Origin of the sequence: Paenibacillus sp. J14, assembly GCF_000518465.1 — a bacterium.
Lineage (GTDB): Bacteria > Bacillota > Bacilli > Paenibacillales > Paenibacillaceae > Fontibacillus > Fontibacillus barengoltzii.
In genome coordinates, this window is sequence record NZ_JADQ01000031.1 from 38,187 (window position 1) to 54,119 (window position 15,933).

The 15,933-nt window shown below is 53.1% G+C and carries 22 protein-coding genes; 1 reads left to right on the forward strand and 21 read right to left on the reverse strand.

Annotated elements, in window-relative coordinates; translation table 11 throughout:
- Positions 1 to 25: 25 nt before the first annotated feature.
- The 5 genes from bshB1 to M891_RS0113160 are packed head-to-tail and all read right to left on the reverse strand — an operon-like array spanning position 26 to position 2,896.
- Positions 26 to 739 carry a bacillithiol biosynthesis deacetylase BshB1 gene (gene bshB1 / locus M891_RS0113140; protein ID WP_028539168.1) on the reverse strand — a complete coding sequence of 238 codons (714 nt, stop codon included), beginning with the start codon at positions 737 to 739 and terminating at the stop codon, positions 26 to 28.
- The gene (gene mgsA / locus M891_RS0113145; protein WP_028539169.1) at positions 736 to 1,158 is read right to left on the reverse strand and encodes a methylglyoxal synthase; all 423 of its coding nucleotides are present in this window, start codon (positions 1,156 to 1,158) and stop codon (positions 736 to 738) included. The genes bshB1 and mgsA overlap by 4 nt, the downstream gene beginning before the upstream one ends.
- Positions 1,159 to 1,172: 14 nt before the next feature.
- A complete protein-coding gene (gene dapB, locus M891_RS0113150) occupies positions 1,173 to 1,979 on the reverse strand; it encodes a 4-hydroxy-tetrahydrodipicolinate reductase (protein WP_028539170.1) in 807 nt (268 codons plus the stop codon).
- A gap of 21 nt (positions 1,980 to 2,000) precedes the next feature.
- Entirely contained in the window at positions 2,001 to 2,531 is a 531-nt protein-coding gene (locus tag M891_RS0113155; RefSeq protein ID WP_028539171.1) for a tetratricopeptide repeat protein, read from the reverse strand.
- Positions 2,532 to 2,587: 56 nt separating this feature from the next.
- Entirely contained in the window at positions 2,588 to 2,896 is a 309-nt protein-coding gene (locus M891_RS0113160; RefSeq protein ID WP_036700413.1) for a nucleotide pyrophosphohydrolase, read from the reverse strand.
- Positions 2,897 to 3,105: 209 nt separating this feature from the next.
- Here M891_RS0113160 and M891_RS0113165 point away from each other — a divergent pair, with 209 nt between their 5' ends.
- Complete coding sequence (locus M891_RS0113165; RefSeq protein WP_016311829.1) at positions 3,106 to 3,975, forward strand: YitT family protein; 870 nt, start codon at positions 3,106 to 3,108, stop codon at positions 3,973 to 3,975.
- 78 nt (positions 3,976 to 4,053) lie between these two features.
- On the opposite strand, the gene M891_RS23900 is transcribed toward M891_RS0113165, so the two are convergent.
- The 16 genes from M891_RS23900 to M891_RS0113245 form a co-directional block, all read right to left on the reverse strand.
- Positions 4,054 to 4,977, reverse strand: a complete 924-nt coding sequence (locus M891_RS23900; RefSeq protein WP_051416985.1) for a sporulation protein YpjB — start codon at positions 4,975 to 4,977, stop codon at positions 4,054 to 4,056.
- 58 nt (positions 4,978 to 5,035) lie between these two features.
- Complete coding sequence (locus M891_RS0113175) at positions 5,036 to 5,662, reverse strand: DUF1405 domain-containing protein (protein ID WP_028539173.1); 627 nt, start codon at positions 5,660 to 5,662, stop codon at positions 5,036 to 5,038.
- An 89-nt stretch (positions 5,663 to 5,751) separates the two neighbouring features.
- Positions 5,752 to 6,627, reverse strand: a complete 876-nt coding sequence (locus tag M891_RS0113180; RefSeq protein WP_028539174.1) for a menaquinol-cytochrome c reductase cytochrome b/c subunit — start codon at positions 6,625 to 6,627, stop codon at positions 5,752 to 5,754.
- Between the two features lie 80 nt (positions 6,628 to 6,707).
- On the reverse strand, positions 6,708 to 7,379 hold the full coding sequence (qcrB, locus tag M891_RS0113185; RefSeq protein WP_016311825.1) for a menaquinol-cytochrome c reductase cytochrome b subunit: 672 nt from the start codon (positions 7,377 to 7,379) through the stop codon (positions 6,708 to 6,710).
- Between the two features lie 16 nt (positions 7,380 to 7,395).
- A complete protein-coding gene (locus M891_RS0113190) occupies positions 7,396 to 7,938 on the reverse strand; it encodes a ubiquinol-cytochrome c reductase iron-sulfur subunit (RefSeq protein ID WP_016311824.1) in 543 nt (180 codons plus the stop codon).
- A 186-nt stretch (positions 7,939 to 8,124) separates the two neighbouring features.
- Entirely contained in the window at positions 8,125 to 8,547 is a 423-nt protein-coding gene (locus M891_RS0113195; protein ID WP_016311823.1) for a DUF2487 family protein, read from the reverse strand.
- A gap of 132 nt (positions 8,548 to 8,679) precedes the next feature.
- Positions 8,680 to 8,865 (reverse strand): IDEAL domain-containing protein, encoded by a 186-nt coding sequence (locus M891_RS0113200; protein WP_009226994.1) that lies wholly within the window; start codon positions 8,863 to 8,865, stop codon positions 8,680 to 8,682.
- A 186-nt stretch (positions 8,866 to 9,051) separates the two neighbouring features.
- Positions 9,052 to 10,140, reverse strand: a complete 1,089-nt coding sequence (locus M891_RS0113205; protein ID WP_016311822.1) for a hypothetical protein — start codon at positions 10,138 to 10,140, stop codon at positions 9,052 to 9,054.
- A gap of 114 nt (positions 10,141 to 10,254) precedes the next feature.
- A complete protein-coding gene (locus M891_RS0113210; RefSeq protein WP_016311821.1) occupies positions 10,255 to 10,854 on the reverse strand; it encodes a histidine phosphatase family protein in 600 nt (199 codons plus the stop codon).
- A gap of 70 nt (positions 10,855 to 10,924) precedes the next feature.
- Positions 10,925 to 11,527 (reverse strand): anti-sigma factor family protein, encoded by a 603-nt coding sequence (locus tag M891_RS0113215; RefSeq protein ID WP_028539175.1) that lies wholly within the window; start codon positions 11,525 to 11,527, stop codon positions 10,925 to 10,927.
- Positions 11,524 to 12,117, reverse strand: a complete 594-nt coding sequence (locus M891_RS0113220; protein WP_028539176.1) for an RNA polymerase sigma factor — start codon at positions 12,115 to 12,117, stop codon at positions 11,524 to 11,526. The genes M891_RS0113215 and M891_RS0113220 overlap by 4 nt, the downstream gene beginning before the upstream one ends.
- 327 nt (positions 12,118 to 12,444) lie before the next feature.
- Complete coding sequence (gene thiE, locus M891_RS0113225) at positions 12,445 to 13,131, reverse strand: thiamine phosphate synthase (protein WP_028539177.1); 687 nt, start codon at positions 13,129 to 13,131, stop codon at positions 12,445 to 12,447.
- A complete protein-coding gene (thiD, locus tag M891_RS0113230) occupies positions 13,128 to 13,946 on the reverse strand; it encodes a bifunctional hydroxymethylpyrimidine kinase/phosphomethylpyrimidine kinase (protein ID WP_028539178.1) in 819 nt (272 codons plus the stop codon). Before thiD ends, thiE begins: the two co-directional genes overlap by 4 nt.
- Positions 13,943 to 14,791 carry a hydroxyethylthiazole kinase gene (gene thiM, locus M891_RS0113235; RefSeq protein ID WP_028539179.1) on the reverse strand — a complete coding sequence of 283 codons (849 nt, stop codon included), beginning with the start codon at positions 14,789 to 14,791 and terminating at the stop codon, positions 13,943 to 13,945. Before thiM ends, thiD begins: the two co-directional genes overlap by 4 nt.
- A 63-nt stretch (positions 14,792 to 14,854) precedes the next feature.
- The gene (gene tenA, locus M891_RS0113240) at positions 14,855 to 15,541 is read right to left on the reverse strand and encodes a thiaminase II (protein WP_028539180.1); all 687 of its coding nucleotides are present in this window, start codon (positions 15,539 to 15,541) and stop codon (positions 14,855 to 14,857) included.
- 171 nt (positions 15,542 to 15,712) lie between these two features.
- Positions 15,713 to 15,933: group II intron maturase-specific domain-containing protein (locus M891_RS0113245; protein WP_036699385.1), on the reverse strand; the 221-nt coding region annotated here is incomplete at its 5' end.

Here is a 15,933-nt window from a genome sequence, read left to right on the forward strand (position 1 = left end):
CTTTATGTTTGTTCCCTCTTCCAGCTTATGAACGATGGGAGCCAAATAGATTAACTTGATATGCGGTTTTCGTCATAAAACCTTCAGCGAACGGAATTAGAGCACGCTGACCAATCAGGGAATCGCGGGCTTTGACCCGTTCCACATATCCCTGATTCAGCGGAGTTAAGGCAACGTCTTCCCCCGGTGAACCGGCTTCAAATTGAGAACGGTAACACCGGAGCGCCCGCTCCTTCTGCTCATAATTTGCGCTCACATCGACGATCAGATCCGGCGATACCCAGTCATTAATGAAATAAAAATAAAGCTCAGGCGCAGCCACCGCCGGCTTGTCCGGCATATACCGACGCAGCTTGGCGTTGAACACCGCCGCCTCCACCAGCTTGCTGCAATCGATATGATCGGGGTGACGATCATCCCAATATGGAGCAAAAACCATTCGCGGCGCATACTGCCGAATCACCTCAGTAACCGCGGCGAGCTGCTCCGCCGACCCGGTTAACCCGCGGTCAGGCAGTCCCAAATTGATGCGTGCGGCTAATCCGAGCACATCGGCCGCCGCCTCGGCTTCCTGCTTGCGCAGCACGGGATTGCCGTTAGAGGACAGCTCCGCTTCGGTCAAATCGCAGATGCCCACGCGGTACCCTGCAGCAGTATGCTTGGCAATGGTTCCGGCCATGCCGATTTCGGCATCGTCCGCATGTGCCCCAAAGATTAAGATATCCAGTAAACCGTTCATTTTGTCAACCCCGGTTTATTTTGTTCTACCAGTTCGCGCCAACCGAAGTCGCCGCGATCCAAGGCACGTACCAAGATCTCTGCCGTAGCCATATTCGTTGCAACGGGTATTCCATGCACGTCGCACAAGCGCAGAAGTGCAGTGATGTCCGGCTCATGGGGCTGTGCCAACAATGGGTCGCGCAGGAAGATGACCAGATCCATCTCGTTTTGAGCAATTAACGCCCCGATTTGCTGATCGCCGCCAAGCGGTCCCGATAGGAACCGATGGATTTGAAGCGAAGTATTTTCCATGATTCGTTGTCCAGTTGTTCCCGTGGAATAAAGCTTTTTCCCTTTGAATACATGTTCGTAGGCGATGACGAAATTCACGATATCTTCTTTTTTACGGTCATGAGCTATAAATGCGATGTTTAACATATGCCTTATCCCCTTTATTCATCCATGAAGTGGTCGAACCCGTAAATCATGCCCTTGCAGTCAATAACTTTCTTAATGGCCAAATTCACGCCCGGCATATAACCGGCACGCTCATACGAATCGTGACGAATCTTCAGCGTCTGGCCAAAGCCGCCGAACACCACTTCCTGCTGTGCAAATACACCAGGTAACCGGACGCTATGTATCCGGAATCCGTTATAATAACCGCCGCGTGCACCTTCAATCGTCTCTTCCTCGTTCGGGTTGCCCTGACGAAGCTCCTTCCGGTTCTGCGCGATCAGCTCCGCCGTCTTCACCGCTGTCCCTGAAGGGGCATCCAGCTTCTGGTCACCATGGTATTCGATGATCTCCAGATGTGGAAAATACTTCGCCGCCTGCGCTGCAAAACGCATCATCAGGATCGCCCCGATGGAGAAGTTTGGAGCAATCAATCCGCCGATTCCCTGCTCATGGCACAGCTTGTCCAGTTCTTCGATCTGTTCCGGCGTAAACCCGGTCGTCCCTACAACCGGCGAAACGCCGTACCGAATCGCAAGTTCGGTGTTCGTATATGCGTACTGCGGTGTCGTAAAATCAACCAGCACCCGCGGGCTCGTCTCCCGCAGCGCTTCTTCTAAATTCGTGGTGATCGGCACGCCGCAAGCCGGAAGGCCAACCAGCGTTCCGGCATCGATGCCTTCATTGGATAAATTCACAGCAGCAACCAGTTGAAGCTCCGGGTCCTGGAGCACCATTTTGACGACTTCTCTGCCCATTCTGCCTGCGGCGCCCGCCACGGCGACTTTAATCGGTTCCGACATTCGATCTCCTCACATTCTTTACTATGATGATTGCTTCATTTGCTGCTTCAACCGCTGCTCCAACTCTTTAAGCTGACCAGCTGCACCAGCGTCCAAAGGAAGGGCCGATGCGTCCCGAACCGCCTGCAGCGCAAGGTCGTAGCACTCTAATTCGCCGTAGGCGATTGCCAGCCAAACCTGCGCATCCAACGACAACGGGTCCAGCTCGACCGCACGCTTTAACATGCGGGCTGCTGGCTCAGCTGCCGCTTTCCGCTTGGCACCGGCAGCCTCCAGCTGCCGTCTGGCCATCTGCGTCAGTTCCATGGACTGCAAACGATCGTAATGCGGTTTATATTCGTCCTGCTCAGGCTCCAGCGCTGCAGCCAGACGCGCGTGTTGAAGCGCCTTATCCAGCTGCCCGCTCCGGGCACAAGTGATCGAGTAGCGATAATGGATGTCCGCGTGATCCGGCTGGACGTCCAGCGCTCGTTCGAACCAGTGCATTGCCTGTGCAAAGTCGTTTTCGTAGATGCTTCGGTAAGCTCGTTGTAAATAATCCTCCGCCTTCATATGCTATCCCCCTTTACTGTAGGGATGATCATGCTAACAGCATATGAAGATTGACCCTATTCGGTGTCCTTTTTCGTCCAACGATCCGCATCGCGGGTCGCAAATTTATGCATTACCTTATCATGGGCCTCGGTAAGATTAATCCCAAGGGAATTGGCAAAGCATATGGTAATAAACAGGATATCGCCCAATTCGAGCTCAATCGAATTTTCCGGTTCATCTTTCTTCTTTGGCTTTTCGCCAAAGGTATGGTTCACCTCGCGGGCCAGCTCGCCTACTTCCTCCGTCATGCGAGCGAGCATCGTCAGCGGGCTGAAATAGCCTTCTTTAAACTGCGAGATATAACGGTCTACTTCGCGCTGCATTTCCGCGAGAGATTTCTCATTGTTCCGATCCAAGTGCCGATCCCTCCGCTTTATGTCCCGTTTTTCCCTATGTTATCGTAAGTAGGTGACGAAAACAAATCCTTTTTTAATCGGCGAAGAAAAAGGTATACTAGGAGAGGCAGATCTATCCAATTGCCCGCAGCACAGTACATAACATAAATAACGCTAGAGACAGGTGAGGTTTTTTCATGGCATTGAGCAAATTGACCGGATTTCTAAAAACACTGCTACCCATCATGCTGGGTACGGCGATTTATGCGTTTGGCCTTCTTTATTTTATCCTACCGAACCAACTGATGGAAGGCGGGGTTACCGGTGTGACGCTGCTGCTGAACTATGCGTTTGGCATTTCGCCTTCGCTTTCCAACCTCCTGCTGAATATCCCGTTGTTTCTGATCGGCTGGAAAATCCTCGGCGGACGCTCCATTCTATGGACTGGAGTTGGTATCGGCTCGTTAACGCTCTTCCTGTGGCTGTTTGAACAGATGATCGATCATGGCTGGATATTACCGTTTGAGACACAGACAGACTATATCCTCGTCTCGTTATATGCAGGGGTGACGCTAGGGGCAGGGCTTGGCATCGTCTTCCGCTTCGGCGGCACCACCGGAGGATCGGATATTGTAGCCCGGATTCTGGGCCGCAAGTACGGGTTCAGCATGGGACAGGTCATCCTGACGCTGGACATCATCATTATCGGGTTATCGCTCTTCTATATTAGGAAGGAAAATATTTTGTACACGCTTGTAGCCGTCTATATCTCCTCGAAAGTGATCGATTTTATTCAAGAGGGCGCATATTCAGCCAAGGCGTTTACGATCATCAGCGACCATGCACCCGCGATCGCCGATATCATTACGAAGGAGATGGACCGCGGCGTTACGTTGATTCCAGCCATTGGCGCCTACTCGAAGCAAGCGAAGCATGTGGCCTACTGCGTCGTTTCCAGGCAGGAGAGTCGGAGGTTGCAATCCATCGCCAAATCGGTAGATCCACGGGCGTTTATCATCATCAATGACGTCCACGATGTGCATGGCGAAGGATTTAAAGAAGATTAAACCGCACTTACCATCAAAAAAAAGCTTAAGAGGTTTAGGGTTCTCCCTTCCTCTTAAGCTTTTTTCGTAAATCCCTGCCTAAAGCCGGTACCGATTCATCTCTTCCGCCGGGCGCTGCGCTCGAACTGCAGTTACCGCTTGATCCGCGCGATACTTCCGAATTCCCGTGTAGGTCAAGGCAAGCACGATCCACAGCCCAATCAACGCACTCCAATACCACGGACTGTCCACGCCGGTAACCGGCAGGAATACAGGCTCGTCTCCCCGGCGGCCAAACAGCGCTTTGAGTTCGCCTTCTCCTTGCTCGATCGCTCCTTTCAGAGCCTTTTCATCCCAGGATTGTGCACCGCTTAGTCCTTCAGTATACGATAGCCACGACTCAAAACGGTTGATCTCGGAGGCCGGACGACGAATCACTGCAGCCGGACGCACGACATCGTAATGATCCTGCAGCGCCTGGAACGCCTTGCGCAGCCCCGCAGGTTTGCCGCCTGCACGCGCCTGTTTCATCTGCTGCAAATCATCGGACATCACTTTATAATATTGCTGCCATAAGGCCTTATCGGGATGTAGCAAACTATTGACCGCCAGCCGCAGCCGGGCTGAGGATAGCGCCCAGGCTTCAGGCTGAGCATCCGCCCTAACTAACGTCTCTTTGGTGTCCATAATCGTTTCCGCCAAGGCATGGATACCCTCTACCGAGGTTAACCCCTTAAAGGATACGCCCTCCAGCGCTTGGATTAACGCCTCCATGTCGGCCAGCGCTTCTTGGCCACTCCCTTGCTGCATATGCTCATATAGCCGTTCCGATGCCAATTCCAGCTGCTTGAGACGCTCGCTGCGTTCCTGTTCGGACATCGCCGGCGTCCCTGCCTTGGACGTAGATGGCTTGCTCTCGGTTCCGTTCTTCACAGGCTCTGCAAATACCACCGAAGTCCATAGCAGCGTCGCGGCAAGCAAAGTCAGTACGGCTGTTGCTCCTCTCAACCAAGTTCTTCTCACGGACATCCCCTCCCTACCATCATGGTATGGCAGGCTGTCCTACGTTAGAACCCCGGCCTCAAGCGCGTTTGGCTTGTTTCAGCGCAAGCCAGCCGGCAGCAACGCTCGCTACCGTCAAGATTACGGTAAAGACCGCCACTGCAGGAACGTCATCCCACAACGTCTCCGGTAACCAGGGATAAACTTCGTAGGTATAATCCACCGTATCATTGAGCAGCGTCCAAGCACCGGCCCCAAGCAACATAAACGTCCCAAACTTGTACAATCGGACGAACAACAACGCCTCTACGGCCATCGCCAAATGGGAGGCGACCAGCATCCAGTCCTGCCACACCAGCTCGCCCCCCTGATAGGCCCCGGCGAAAATCATCGTTACGGCCCATACCCCGTATTTCACACTCGTCACGACCGCTAGCCCCTCGATCAAGGTACGGAGGCGGAAGTATTTCGCTAACTTCGACGGGAACAGCAGGAACAACAGGCTTAACGTGAAGAATAAGCTGGCGGTTGGGCTGTCGGGGACGAACACGATTTGCCAATGTGGATGATTCCGCCAGGTGTCCAGCAACTGCGCATCGTACCATATATAGCCGTAAATCGTTCCCAAGAGATTACATACGAACAAAGCCCAAAGTATGAAGCGGGAGGATAGAAACTTTGTACCCCATAGATCCGATATCTTCAAGCGCGATCTCCCTCTTTTTCTACAATAATAGTACGATAGCTTAAAAAAACCTGATCGTAAGACGATCAGGTTTTTCATTATTACTTATTTTACTGTTCTGCTTTTTGTTTCGCAAGCCATTCAGCCAAGTGGTCGATGTCTTGATCCGTCAAGCCCGCGCTGATCGCAGTATCGTACATTGCAGGCATCTTGCCATTGTATCCTTCTTTAATAATCGAAAGGATTGCGTCCTTATCATGCTTGTCACCAACGCCGCGAAGCGAAGGTCCAGCCCCGCCTTTCAGGTCAGCCCCATGGCATGATACGCAGGTCGCTTTCTTGTATGCATCCATGGCCGGATCGTCCTTATCCACGATCGCCACTTCTTCCTGACGGTTCGCATTCGACGTAGGCAAGCCCTTCTCCCGATTCTCACGGGCTTGTTCTTCCCGTTGAATATGTTCCGGTACTTGACCTGTTGCTTGCAGTTCTTTCTGATAATGCGTCCAAGCGAAGTTCGTCAAGTAAACAACCGCGGCAATCGAAAGAAACATCAGCGTCGAGGCGATCGGACGCTTGTAGAAGCGGCGTTCCTTACCGCGATCCAAAAATGGAGCGAGCAGCAAGCCGCCGAACATCACAGCCGGAATCCCCATTGTACCGAGAACGACGTAATCGCCGGAGGCATATGGATATTTCAGATATTGATACAGGAACAGGAAGTACCAGTCCGGCATCGGAATAACCGAAGCCGTCGGATTGGCCGGGAAGCCCAGCGGAGCCGGTTCTGATATAGTCAGCGCCAGGAATCCAACGAGTACAACAACGCCAACCATCCATTCCTTCAGCAAAAAGTTAGGAATGAACGCTTCCGACTTACCAGGATACGCCGTATAGTCCGGAGGCGCAATAAAGCCCTTGCCCTTACGAACGCGGGAGTCGCCGACGTATACGACCTTTTCCTTCGAATTGTCATGATGAGCCATGTCCTTTTTGCCCCCCTTCTCTTATAGAGGTCATTCGAAACTACTTTCAATTCATTTAAATCAGCTTTGTCCCACGCTTCTTATAGCGGACCGGAAATCCCTTGTCTGCGGATCATGATAAAGTGACCTACCAGGAGGATCAGCAATACCGCAGGCAGGAAGAATACGTGAATGGCAAAGAACCGAGTTAACGTTTCCGCCCCTACAATCGTTCCGCCTTGCAGCAATTCCTTAATAACCGGACCCAACACCGGTACAGAGTTGGCAATTTCCAACGTTACCTTCGTTGCGAAATAAGCTTTGTTATCCCATGGCAGCAGATATCCCGTCAAACCAAGACCGATCATGACGAAGAAGATCAGCATACCGACTACCCAGTTCATTTCGCGTGGTGCCTTGTAGGAACCGGTGAAGAAAACGCGAAGCGTATGTAGAAACATCATCACGATAACCAAGCTGGCTCCCCAGTGGTGCATCCCGCGGACAATCTGGCCAAAGGCGACCTGAGTCTGCAAGTATTCTACACTGGCATAAGCGTTAATAATATCGGGAACGTAATACATGGTCAAGAACATCCCCGATAAGATCTGGATTACCGTAATAAAGAACGTCAAGCCGCCGAAGCAATACACAAACGCGGAGAAGTGATGCGCAGGGTTCACGTGCTCCGGAACCTCGTGATCGGCTACATCGCGCCAAATCGGCGTGATATCAAGACGTTCGTCAATCCAGTTGTATACATTCTTAAACATCCGTATCTACGCCTCCTTATTTCACGATGGTGTTCGGGATGATATCCCCCAGATAAACCCAGTCATCCTTGATCATAACCTTGTACTCGTCAAGCGGCTTCGACGCGACCGCCAGCTGCTTACCTTCTTTGGTGTAATGTGCACCGTGGCATGGGCAGTGATATTCATCTGGGAAGTTCTTGTCGTTATTCCAACCAACCGTACATCCCAAATGTTTACAAATCGGTGAAAGCGCATAAATTTTGCCGCTTTCGTCTTTGCGAATCCAAGCCGTCAGGGAAGCTGTGCTTAAGTACCAACCGTCTTGCTGCTTGAGCTCGAACGAAAATTCCTGTGGTTCGTTGGTAATTTTGCTCACTTCCACAACTTTAACGAAGGTCCCTTCGCCTTTCTTATGCAAAATCGGATCAACCGCAAAACGAACCATAGGAAGCGTCACCCCACCCACCATGAATGCTGTGGCGCCCCCTAGCGTATATGTAAGAAATTGCCGACGGGACATCTCTTTGCGAATAGGCGGTTTGTGCGAGGATTCCTGCTGGTCATGCTGATTGCTCATATGTCTTCAACCCCCCTTGTCAAGCAATTGTTTCCGTGCGTTTCAATGATAATTATCACAACATCGCGTAAGACATATTAATAATATATTAGCGTTTTAAGAGCGTCAAGAATTTGACACATTTTTTTGACCCGCAAAAAGCTTGTCCCACTTGAAATTGTCGATATTTTGTCACAATCACCACCGCTATTGAGCTTGCCACATTTCTTGGACTGCCGCCTTCACTCGTGCCGCAGCTCCTTCCTTCGAATCCGCCGCAAAACGGCCTGGCGTCACGATTAAATCCGCCTCTGGAAGCCCCGCATCTCCCCATTCAAAATCAGCTGAGATGACCACAGCGTACTTAAATCCGCTGCTCTTGACATTTCGGCACAAATCGTTTAAGTTCTGCGCCATATCCGGCGTCTCGTATTGATACGACGGGTATGTCACGACCCTTCCCTTGAAAGGGATTTCCACCCAATCAAGGATATCTCTCAGTCTTTCCAACTTTTCGGTGACTTCATACGGACGTTCTTGTCCAGATAATCCTGTGACCGGAATCAAGCAGGTATCCAGGTATGGGCTAAGCTCTTCCCAAGCGGAAGCTTCAATTTCACTAAATTTCATGTTGCATCCCCTTCTTCGATCAATGTCTTCCCATTATAAACAGGGATCATTGACAAATCCATCCTTCATCTCCTTCACAAAAAAACCGTCCCATCCGTTCGTATTGCTGTGAACAGATAGGGCGGTTTGCTTTTAGCGTTCTTCCAGTGTTTTCAGTTCATCCGTCAGGAGCCGGAAGGCAACCTCGTCGCCATTCGCCAAGGCGGTGTCAATCTCGTTGTAGATCTGTTCCGAGCGATGCTTCCGGAGCGCTTCGTCCCATATCATTTCCGCCGCCAATCCAAGCATTGCTTCATAAGTAACCTTCATCTGATCCATAGGATGCACCTCCAAACCATCGTTACATTGAATATTGTTCTCCATACCGTCACACATCTCGTAGATTCTGTCACTTCAACAACCTGCTCATACTTAAAGATATTCACTGATATCTTCGCCGATATGGGACGTTTGCCCCCATTCTCATGAATATGTCTGTGCCTAGCGGCATTCGCGGAACTAGGTCTAACCCTTATGGATTTGCTGAACCGCTTGCTTTCCGAACGGGGAAGCCTGCACATATCGTTCGCGCTGCTCGTCTTCTCCGAAGCGCACCATTCCGAGATGAAGCATCATCTGCAGGATCCGCTCTTCAAAGATCGAAGCTGGGGAGTCGTAGAAGAACGGCTTGATCAGCGGCTCCACTCGTTCGAAGAGCGAGGAAACCGTCACCCATTCTTTCGAACAACAGACAATCCAGTAGACGAGGGACAGCAAATTGGGAATTGGTCCTTTATATAATCTTAACCAAAAGCGAACGAACTGGATCATCGGTTCCTTTCGTTCCTCCGTCAGGTAGGCCACTCCCGTATCCGTCAGTTCCAATCGATGGTTGTTCTCTTGAATGAGACGGGAATGATAGGCATAGTCGTAGAGCAGCGCAAACCGATTGGGATAATCCTTAAAACGGCGGCCATACCCGAAACGCCACCCTCTGCCTACCAGCCCCTCGGAGACGTGCAGCGATTCCATAATCTGCGACTGATTTCTCCGATACATAACACCTTCGCTATTTAGCGGAATGTCATGCTTGGACACGTATTGCAGGAAGAGCAACAGGTCGGCGGATAACATCTCCGGCTCCTCCCGGTACATCGGCGGTTCGGCGGCGGCCGCCTTCACCTCGGCAAGAAACCGGCGCTCCAGAGCTTCGCGGAACCGCTGCTTCAAGTCCTCCGGAACCACAAATAGATAGCGAGTTTGCTGGGTGGTCCCGTTAAACAACCAACCCTTTTGGCGAAAACGGGTGATCATCTCCCGCGGACTCTCCCGCTCCTTGGCATCTTCCGTAAAGCGCGAGCCCTGTGCACAGGCAACCAATTCCTCCAGACTGAACTGACGACGACCATCAAACAGCAGGGTGTTCAGGAAGCGCAAATCCTCCATACTCATGCTGCCGATATACCGCTCAATAAAATCCCGGCGCCCTACCGTCTGCAGGATGGATTGAATCAGTTCATGCTTCGAGTGCCCGCTGCATTCACAGCGGTAATGATCTGCTATTCTGCTAAGTTGTCCGATATCGGCATAAGTGAGCATATCCGCAAGATTCATAGTTTGACCGCCTCGCCGTTTTAATCCCATTATGGGAAGGTTTTCCGGCGTTTATTCCCTGAAAGCAAAATTATTCCATGAATTAAGCAAAAAAAGAAACCGGCCTAGGCCGGTTTACTTTCGTTCCTGGACGCTTTCCTGCAAATGACGCGTGCAATTATATAGACGCAGGTCCCAGGCTTTCTCATTTTTCTCCAGGATGGTGAGTGATAAGTTGCCGATGCGCTCCTGGCATCTCTCCTGATACAAGGCAATGTATAACTGAGCCAACAAGCCGCCGTGGGTCACAACCAGGATGTTATTCGACGGGTAACGCTCTGCCAAATCGGACATAAACGACAAAGCCCGCTGACGAATCTCCTCATCCTTCTCTTGTCCGAGTTCATGGCGATCCCACTCTTTTCCCCACAAGGCTTCCCTCTCCGTTAACGTCAGCCCCTCGACCTTACCAAACGACCGTTCCATCAACCGCGGGTCCGGATCGTAAAGCGGAATCCCCAGCGTTTCAGCAATGATTGAACCGGTCTCTCGCGCCCGAGACAACGTGCTCGTCAGGACGAAATCCCAGCGGTATTCGTTCTCCTCCTTCAATCTTCTGCCGAGCAACTTGGCTTGACGCCGTCCCTCATCGTTTAACGGAATATCGCTTTGACCTTGAATTCTTCCGATAGCGTTCCAATCAGTGAGTCCGTGGCGAATTAACCCAACGAGCATAATCATCCCCCTTTAGATAGTAAAAACGCCCCGCCCGCTCCGAAAGCGGGAGAAGCGTTAGTACCCAAGTTTATCTTTTGGTTCGGCGCAATCCTTTCCAGGAAAAGAGCGCCAGCAGCATACCGCCCATGGACAGATACATCCAGTATTGCGGATAGGCCGGACTCATTGGTACCGCAAAAGGCTCGACTATCCCCCGGGATACGCTGGTTAAGGCAATGGAGAACTCCTCATACGTATCCGACTCCGATCCCGCTACCACCACAGCAGTTGGGAGGATCCCGGTCATCGGTTCCGCGCTTTCCTGATCCGTCGTAAAATGATCCATCAGCAGGAACCCGAAGCTAATCACGAAAATCGCAAGGAAGCTGGCGGCCCAAAAAACCACCCGCCGCCGAATACGACGGGTCACGCCGCGCTTCACATCAGGAGCCAACCAAGGCGATTCGGCATAAATCCGATCCATCACTCGCCGATTGACCGCTTCCGCTTGCTCCTCTGTCACTTCGATCGGTATGTACTGCAGCATGTCCAGGCATTCTTCCCATTGTTGGTATTCGCCCGCGCAAGACTCGCAGCCCAAAAGATGCTGTTCCAGCATTATCCGCTGTGGGTGTTGTTCGGGCAGGTCCCGTAACAATCCGAACAATTCTTGGGCCTCTTTACAATTCATCTGCTTTTCATCCCTTCGTAATGCTCGTAGATGGGTTCATAAAAGTAGGGTTCAAGCTGACTCTTTACACTGCTGCGCGCTCTGAACAATAGCGACTTCACGGCACTGACGCTTTGTCCCAGTATGTTAGCGATCTCCTGATAATCCAATTGATCGTATTCACGCAAGATCAAAGCTGACCGTTGCTTCTCCGGCAAATTGTTGATCGCTTCTCTCACCATGCCCACTTTCTCGCTCCGTAATACTGCTTGCTCCGGAGCGACCTCGCTGGGGGCTACGGGGATAATCCCGCTTTCCTCCAGGGGGACGTTGCCGTTTCGTTGCTTGCGGAGCTCACTGAGCACGGTGTTACGGGCAATCGTGTACAACCAGGTTGAGAATGAAGCATCCAGCTCTCTAAAGGAATGCAAGCTGCGAAATGCTTTATAGAACGTTTCCGAGCATAAATCTTCAGCAAGCAGCTCTAAATGAGCGCTCTTTAACATGTGGTACACGAAAGCTAGGATCTTCCGCTGATACCTTCGCATCAGCTCCGAATACAGTTCCGTGTTACCTTCCTTAATTTCGCGAATCATTTGGGAATCCGTCATTTGGGTGCGATCCTCCTCGCGCTTCCATAGGCCATCTTCCCGTTCGATTCTTTCCTAAATAATTACCGAACAGGGGCGAAAAAGTTGCGGTGATCTATGTAACATATACTAAAAAAATAAAATCAACAAAACAGCAAATTAACAGCATAGCCAAACATTGAGGATATTATACCATAGGAGTAGGAATTAAAAAAATATGCGTTCACGTATTATCCATGACAAAAGCCAAAGAAATTCGAATTCCACTTACCATATAGTCCACAAATTCCCACCCCCTTGCCTGAAGGCAAGGGGGTGGTCTGTGTATTGTGTATGGGATTGAAACGCTCAAATCGTGTTTGTGTCGGCATCTGTTTGCGCATATAACTGCGCCGCCGCTTGGCGAACGTCATCCGCTAGGGTGATGGCGGAAATCACGGCAACACCATCAGCCCCGGCGCGGATGACGTCGCGGGCCGTTTCAACCGTGATGCCGCCGATGCCCACCAGCGGCAAGGTGATCCCGCGATCGCGCAGCTCGCGGAGAATCGCCGGCCCCTGCGGCGCCTTGGCATCCGCCTTCGAGGCCGTGGGGTAGATCGGCCCGATTCCGAGGTAATCGGCGCCATGCCGCACGGCGGCCTCCGCCTCGGCGAACGTGTGCGCGGAGACGCCGAGGATGCGGTCGCCGATCCGGGCGCGAACCCGCGCGGCCGCCTCGTCCTCCTGACCGACATGCACGCCGTCGGCATGAATCGCAAGGGCCAGTTCCACGTCATCGTTGACGAGGAACGGCACGCCCCTCCGGCGGCATGCGGCCAGCAGCTGGGCGGCTAGCGCCCGCAGCGGCTCCCCGGTGAGCGCTCCCGGTCCCTTCTCGCGGAACTGCACCAGCGTCACGCCGCCGTCCAGCGCCGCCTCCAGTACGCGAAGCGGATGGTCGCGGCAGTTCGGGCTGCCGAGGACCAGATACGTGCGCAGCAGCTGGCGCATCCGGTCTGCCGCAATCCGCCCGCTTCCAACTCCGCCGCTCATCGGGACGCTCCTTGCAGCCGGCGATAGGCAAAATGGTTGGTCGGGCCGTGCCCTTGCCCCAATCCAAGCTCATGTTCAATCGCCGCTTGAATGAAAGCACGCGCAATTCGCACCGCGTCTAAAGTCGGCGTTCCCTTGGCAAGCTCCGCCGTTAATGCCGCCGAGAATGTGCAGCCCGTGCCGTGCGTATGCACAGTGGGGATTCGCCGCTCCACCATTTCGGTGAAGGTGGTGCCATCATAATATAAATCCACAACCTGCTCACCGGTATCGGCATCATGCCCGCCCTTAATGACAACCTGTTGCACGCCGTAGGCACAAATCCGTTTTGCGGCCTTACGGCGGTCCTCCATGCTGCGGATAGACAGTCCGGACAGCACCTCCGCTTCGGGAAGGTTCGGCGTCACGATGTACGCCAGCGGCAGCAGCTGTGAGCGTAACGCCTGCACCGCTTCCGTCTGGAGCAAGGATGCGCCGCCTTTAGCGATCATCACCGGGTCAACAACGACCCGGTTCCAGCTGAACGCGCGGATTTGCGCGGCCACTGCTCCGATGATTTCGGCGCTGAACAGCATACCGGTCTTTAGCGCATCTACACCAAGGTCAGAGCCCACCGCTTCGATTTGCTCTGCCGCGGCTTCCGGCGGCAACGGGTAGACGTTGGAGACGCCGAGCGTATTCTGAACCGTCACAGCGGTAATCGCCGACATTCCGAAAACGCCCAGCTCCTGGAACGTTTTCAGATCGGCCTGGATGCCAGCCCCGCCGCCGCTGTCCGATCCGGCAATCGTTAAGGCCCTGGCGATCTGGCTCATCCGACCCACCACCCGCCGGCTCCGGTCGCCTGAAATTCACGCACCGCCGCGTGCCCTTTGAGCGAATGCGGGTGCAGCTTTGCCAGCTCGTCAAGGAACGCGATCTGGAAGCTGCCCGGGCCGGCCGAAGCCGTCCGCTCGGCAGCGCGGGACGCGGCAGCGCCGTAAAATGCCAGCCCGGCCGTGCCGGCCAGCAGCAGATCGCGCTCCACCGCGGCGAAAGCCCCCAGCACCGACGTCAGCAGGCATCCCGTGCCGGTCACTTGTGTGAGCAGCGCGTCCCCGCCGCTCACGATCCGGCACTTCAGCCCGTCGGTGATGACGTCTTCACGGCCGGTGATCGCCACGACCGTGTTCAGCGCCCGCGCGGCCCGCACGGCAAGCTCGGCCGCCTCGGCGCTCGCGGAGTCGCCGGCGTCGACGCCCTTGATCTCGCGGGCTTCGCCAACGAGATGGGCGATCTCCGCCGCGTTGCCGCGCACGAGCGCCACCTTCACCTCGCGCAGGATGCGCAGCGCCGCCTCCGTCCGGAAGGCGGTCGCTCCCGCGCCCACCGGATCAAGCAGCACCGGCACGCCGTGGTCGTTCGCCGACTGGCCGGCAAGGATCATTGCCTCCACCTGCGGCGTCGACAACGTGCCGATGTTGAGGACAAGCGCGCCGGCGATCTTGGCCATGTCGGCCACCTCCTCCGGCGCATACGCCATGACCGGCGACGCGCCAAGCGCGTACAAGCCGTTCGCCGTAAAATTCGTAACGACCACGTTTGTGATGTTATGAACGAGCGGTTTTGTATTTTGCACCTTTTGCAGCACTTGGGCTAGTTCTTTTTCCAGTACACTCATGTAGGTTTAACCTCTCTTTCGATCATTTGGCTTGTATCGATGGATCAGTAGCTTGGCGCGAAGTTATGGCTGAAGCACCGGCATCGCCACCGGCCAATCTTCCAACCGATAAGCCATGTCCCAGAAGAGATATTCCAGCTGGCAGCTCTGCATAAAGTGGTCGACCATGCGTTGGCGCTCCGCCGGATTGGCGGTTTCCGCCCATTGATCCAACGCCTGTTTGAACTTCTCTGTGACACCTCCTGCACGTTGACCGTAGAAGGTGATCCACTCATAGTACGGATGCTCCGGCGTCGGCTGCACTTCCTCAAGCAGCTTCTGACCAATCTCCAGATACGTCCACGGACAAGGCAGAAGCACGGCGTAAATTTCCCCCAAAGTTCCTTCATGAGCTACTGTCAGCATATGACGGATATAATGATGCGCCGATGGGGCCAGCGGAAAGCCTTGCAAATCTTCAAATTTCACCCCGGCCACCCGGCAAAAATTGTGATGCGGATGAATCTCGCTGTTGAGAATAAAATCGATCTGTTGGTTAAACACCGCGATCTCCTCGCGGGTCTGGCACTTGGAAATCGCAATCCCGTAAATTCGCATATACGCATTCAGATACTCAAAATCTTGCTTGACGTAATGAATGAGTTGTTCTTTCTGTAACCGGCCTTCCGCAATACCTCTGACAAAGGGATGATCAAATATCGCTTGATAAATTCCGTCCGCCTGCCTACGCAACTCTTGAGAAAATCCCAAATTCTCCACCTCCACATATTTTGGCTAGGAAATCCTCTGAGAGGACAACAGCAAACCGAGCTGCCAGAGCTAGAGTGAAAGGCTGGGCGGGGCCCAGCCCCTCCTCATCAAACCGTACGTGAGGTTTTCCCTCATACGGCTTTCCGATGTTCGTCATCATGAGCATGCAGATTACAAGAGCGTTTTAAGTCCATATTGAATAGACAAAGACTTCACTTCGCGCAGCGAACTCAACCATCGTCTGCGTTTGTGTTTCTTAGCATACCACTTCGCAAACCGCTGCCGGATATACCAATCCAACTTCGCCATCTTCCTCTGGCTGTAAGCTGTGTAGTAGTAATTGCGCCAGCCTTGAATCTTTGGATTCAGGTACTCCACGTGCTCTTCGAAAC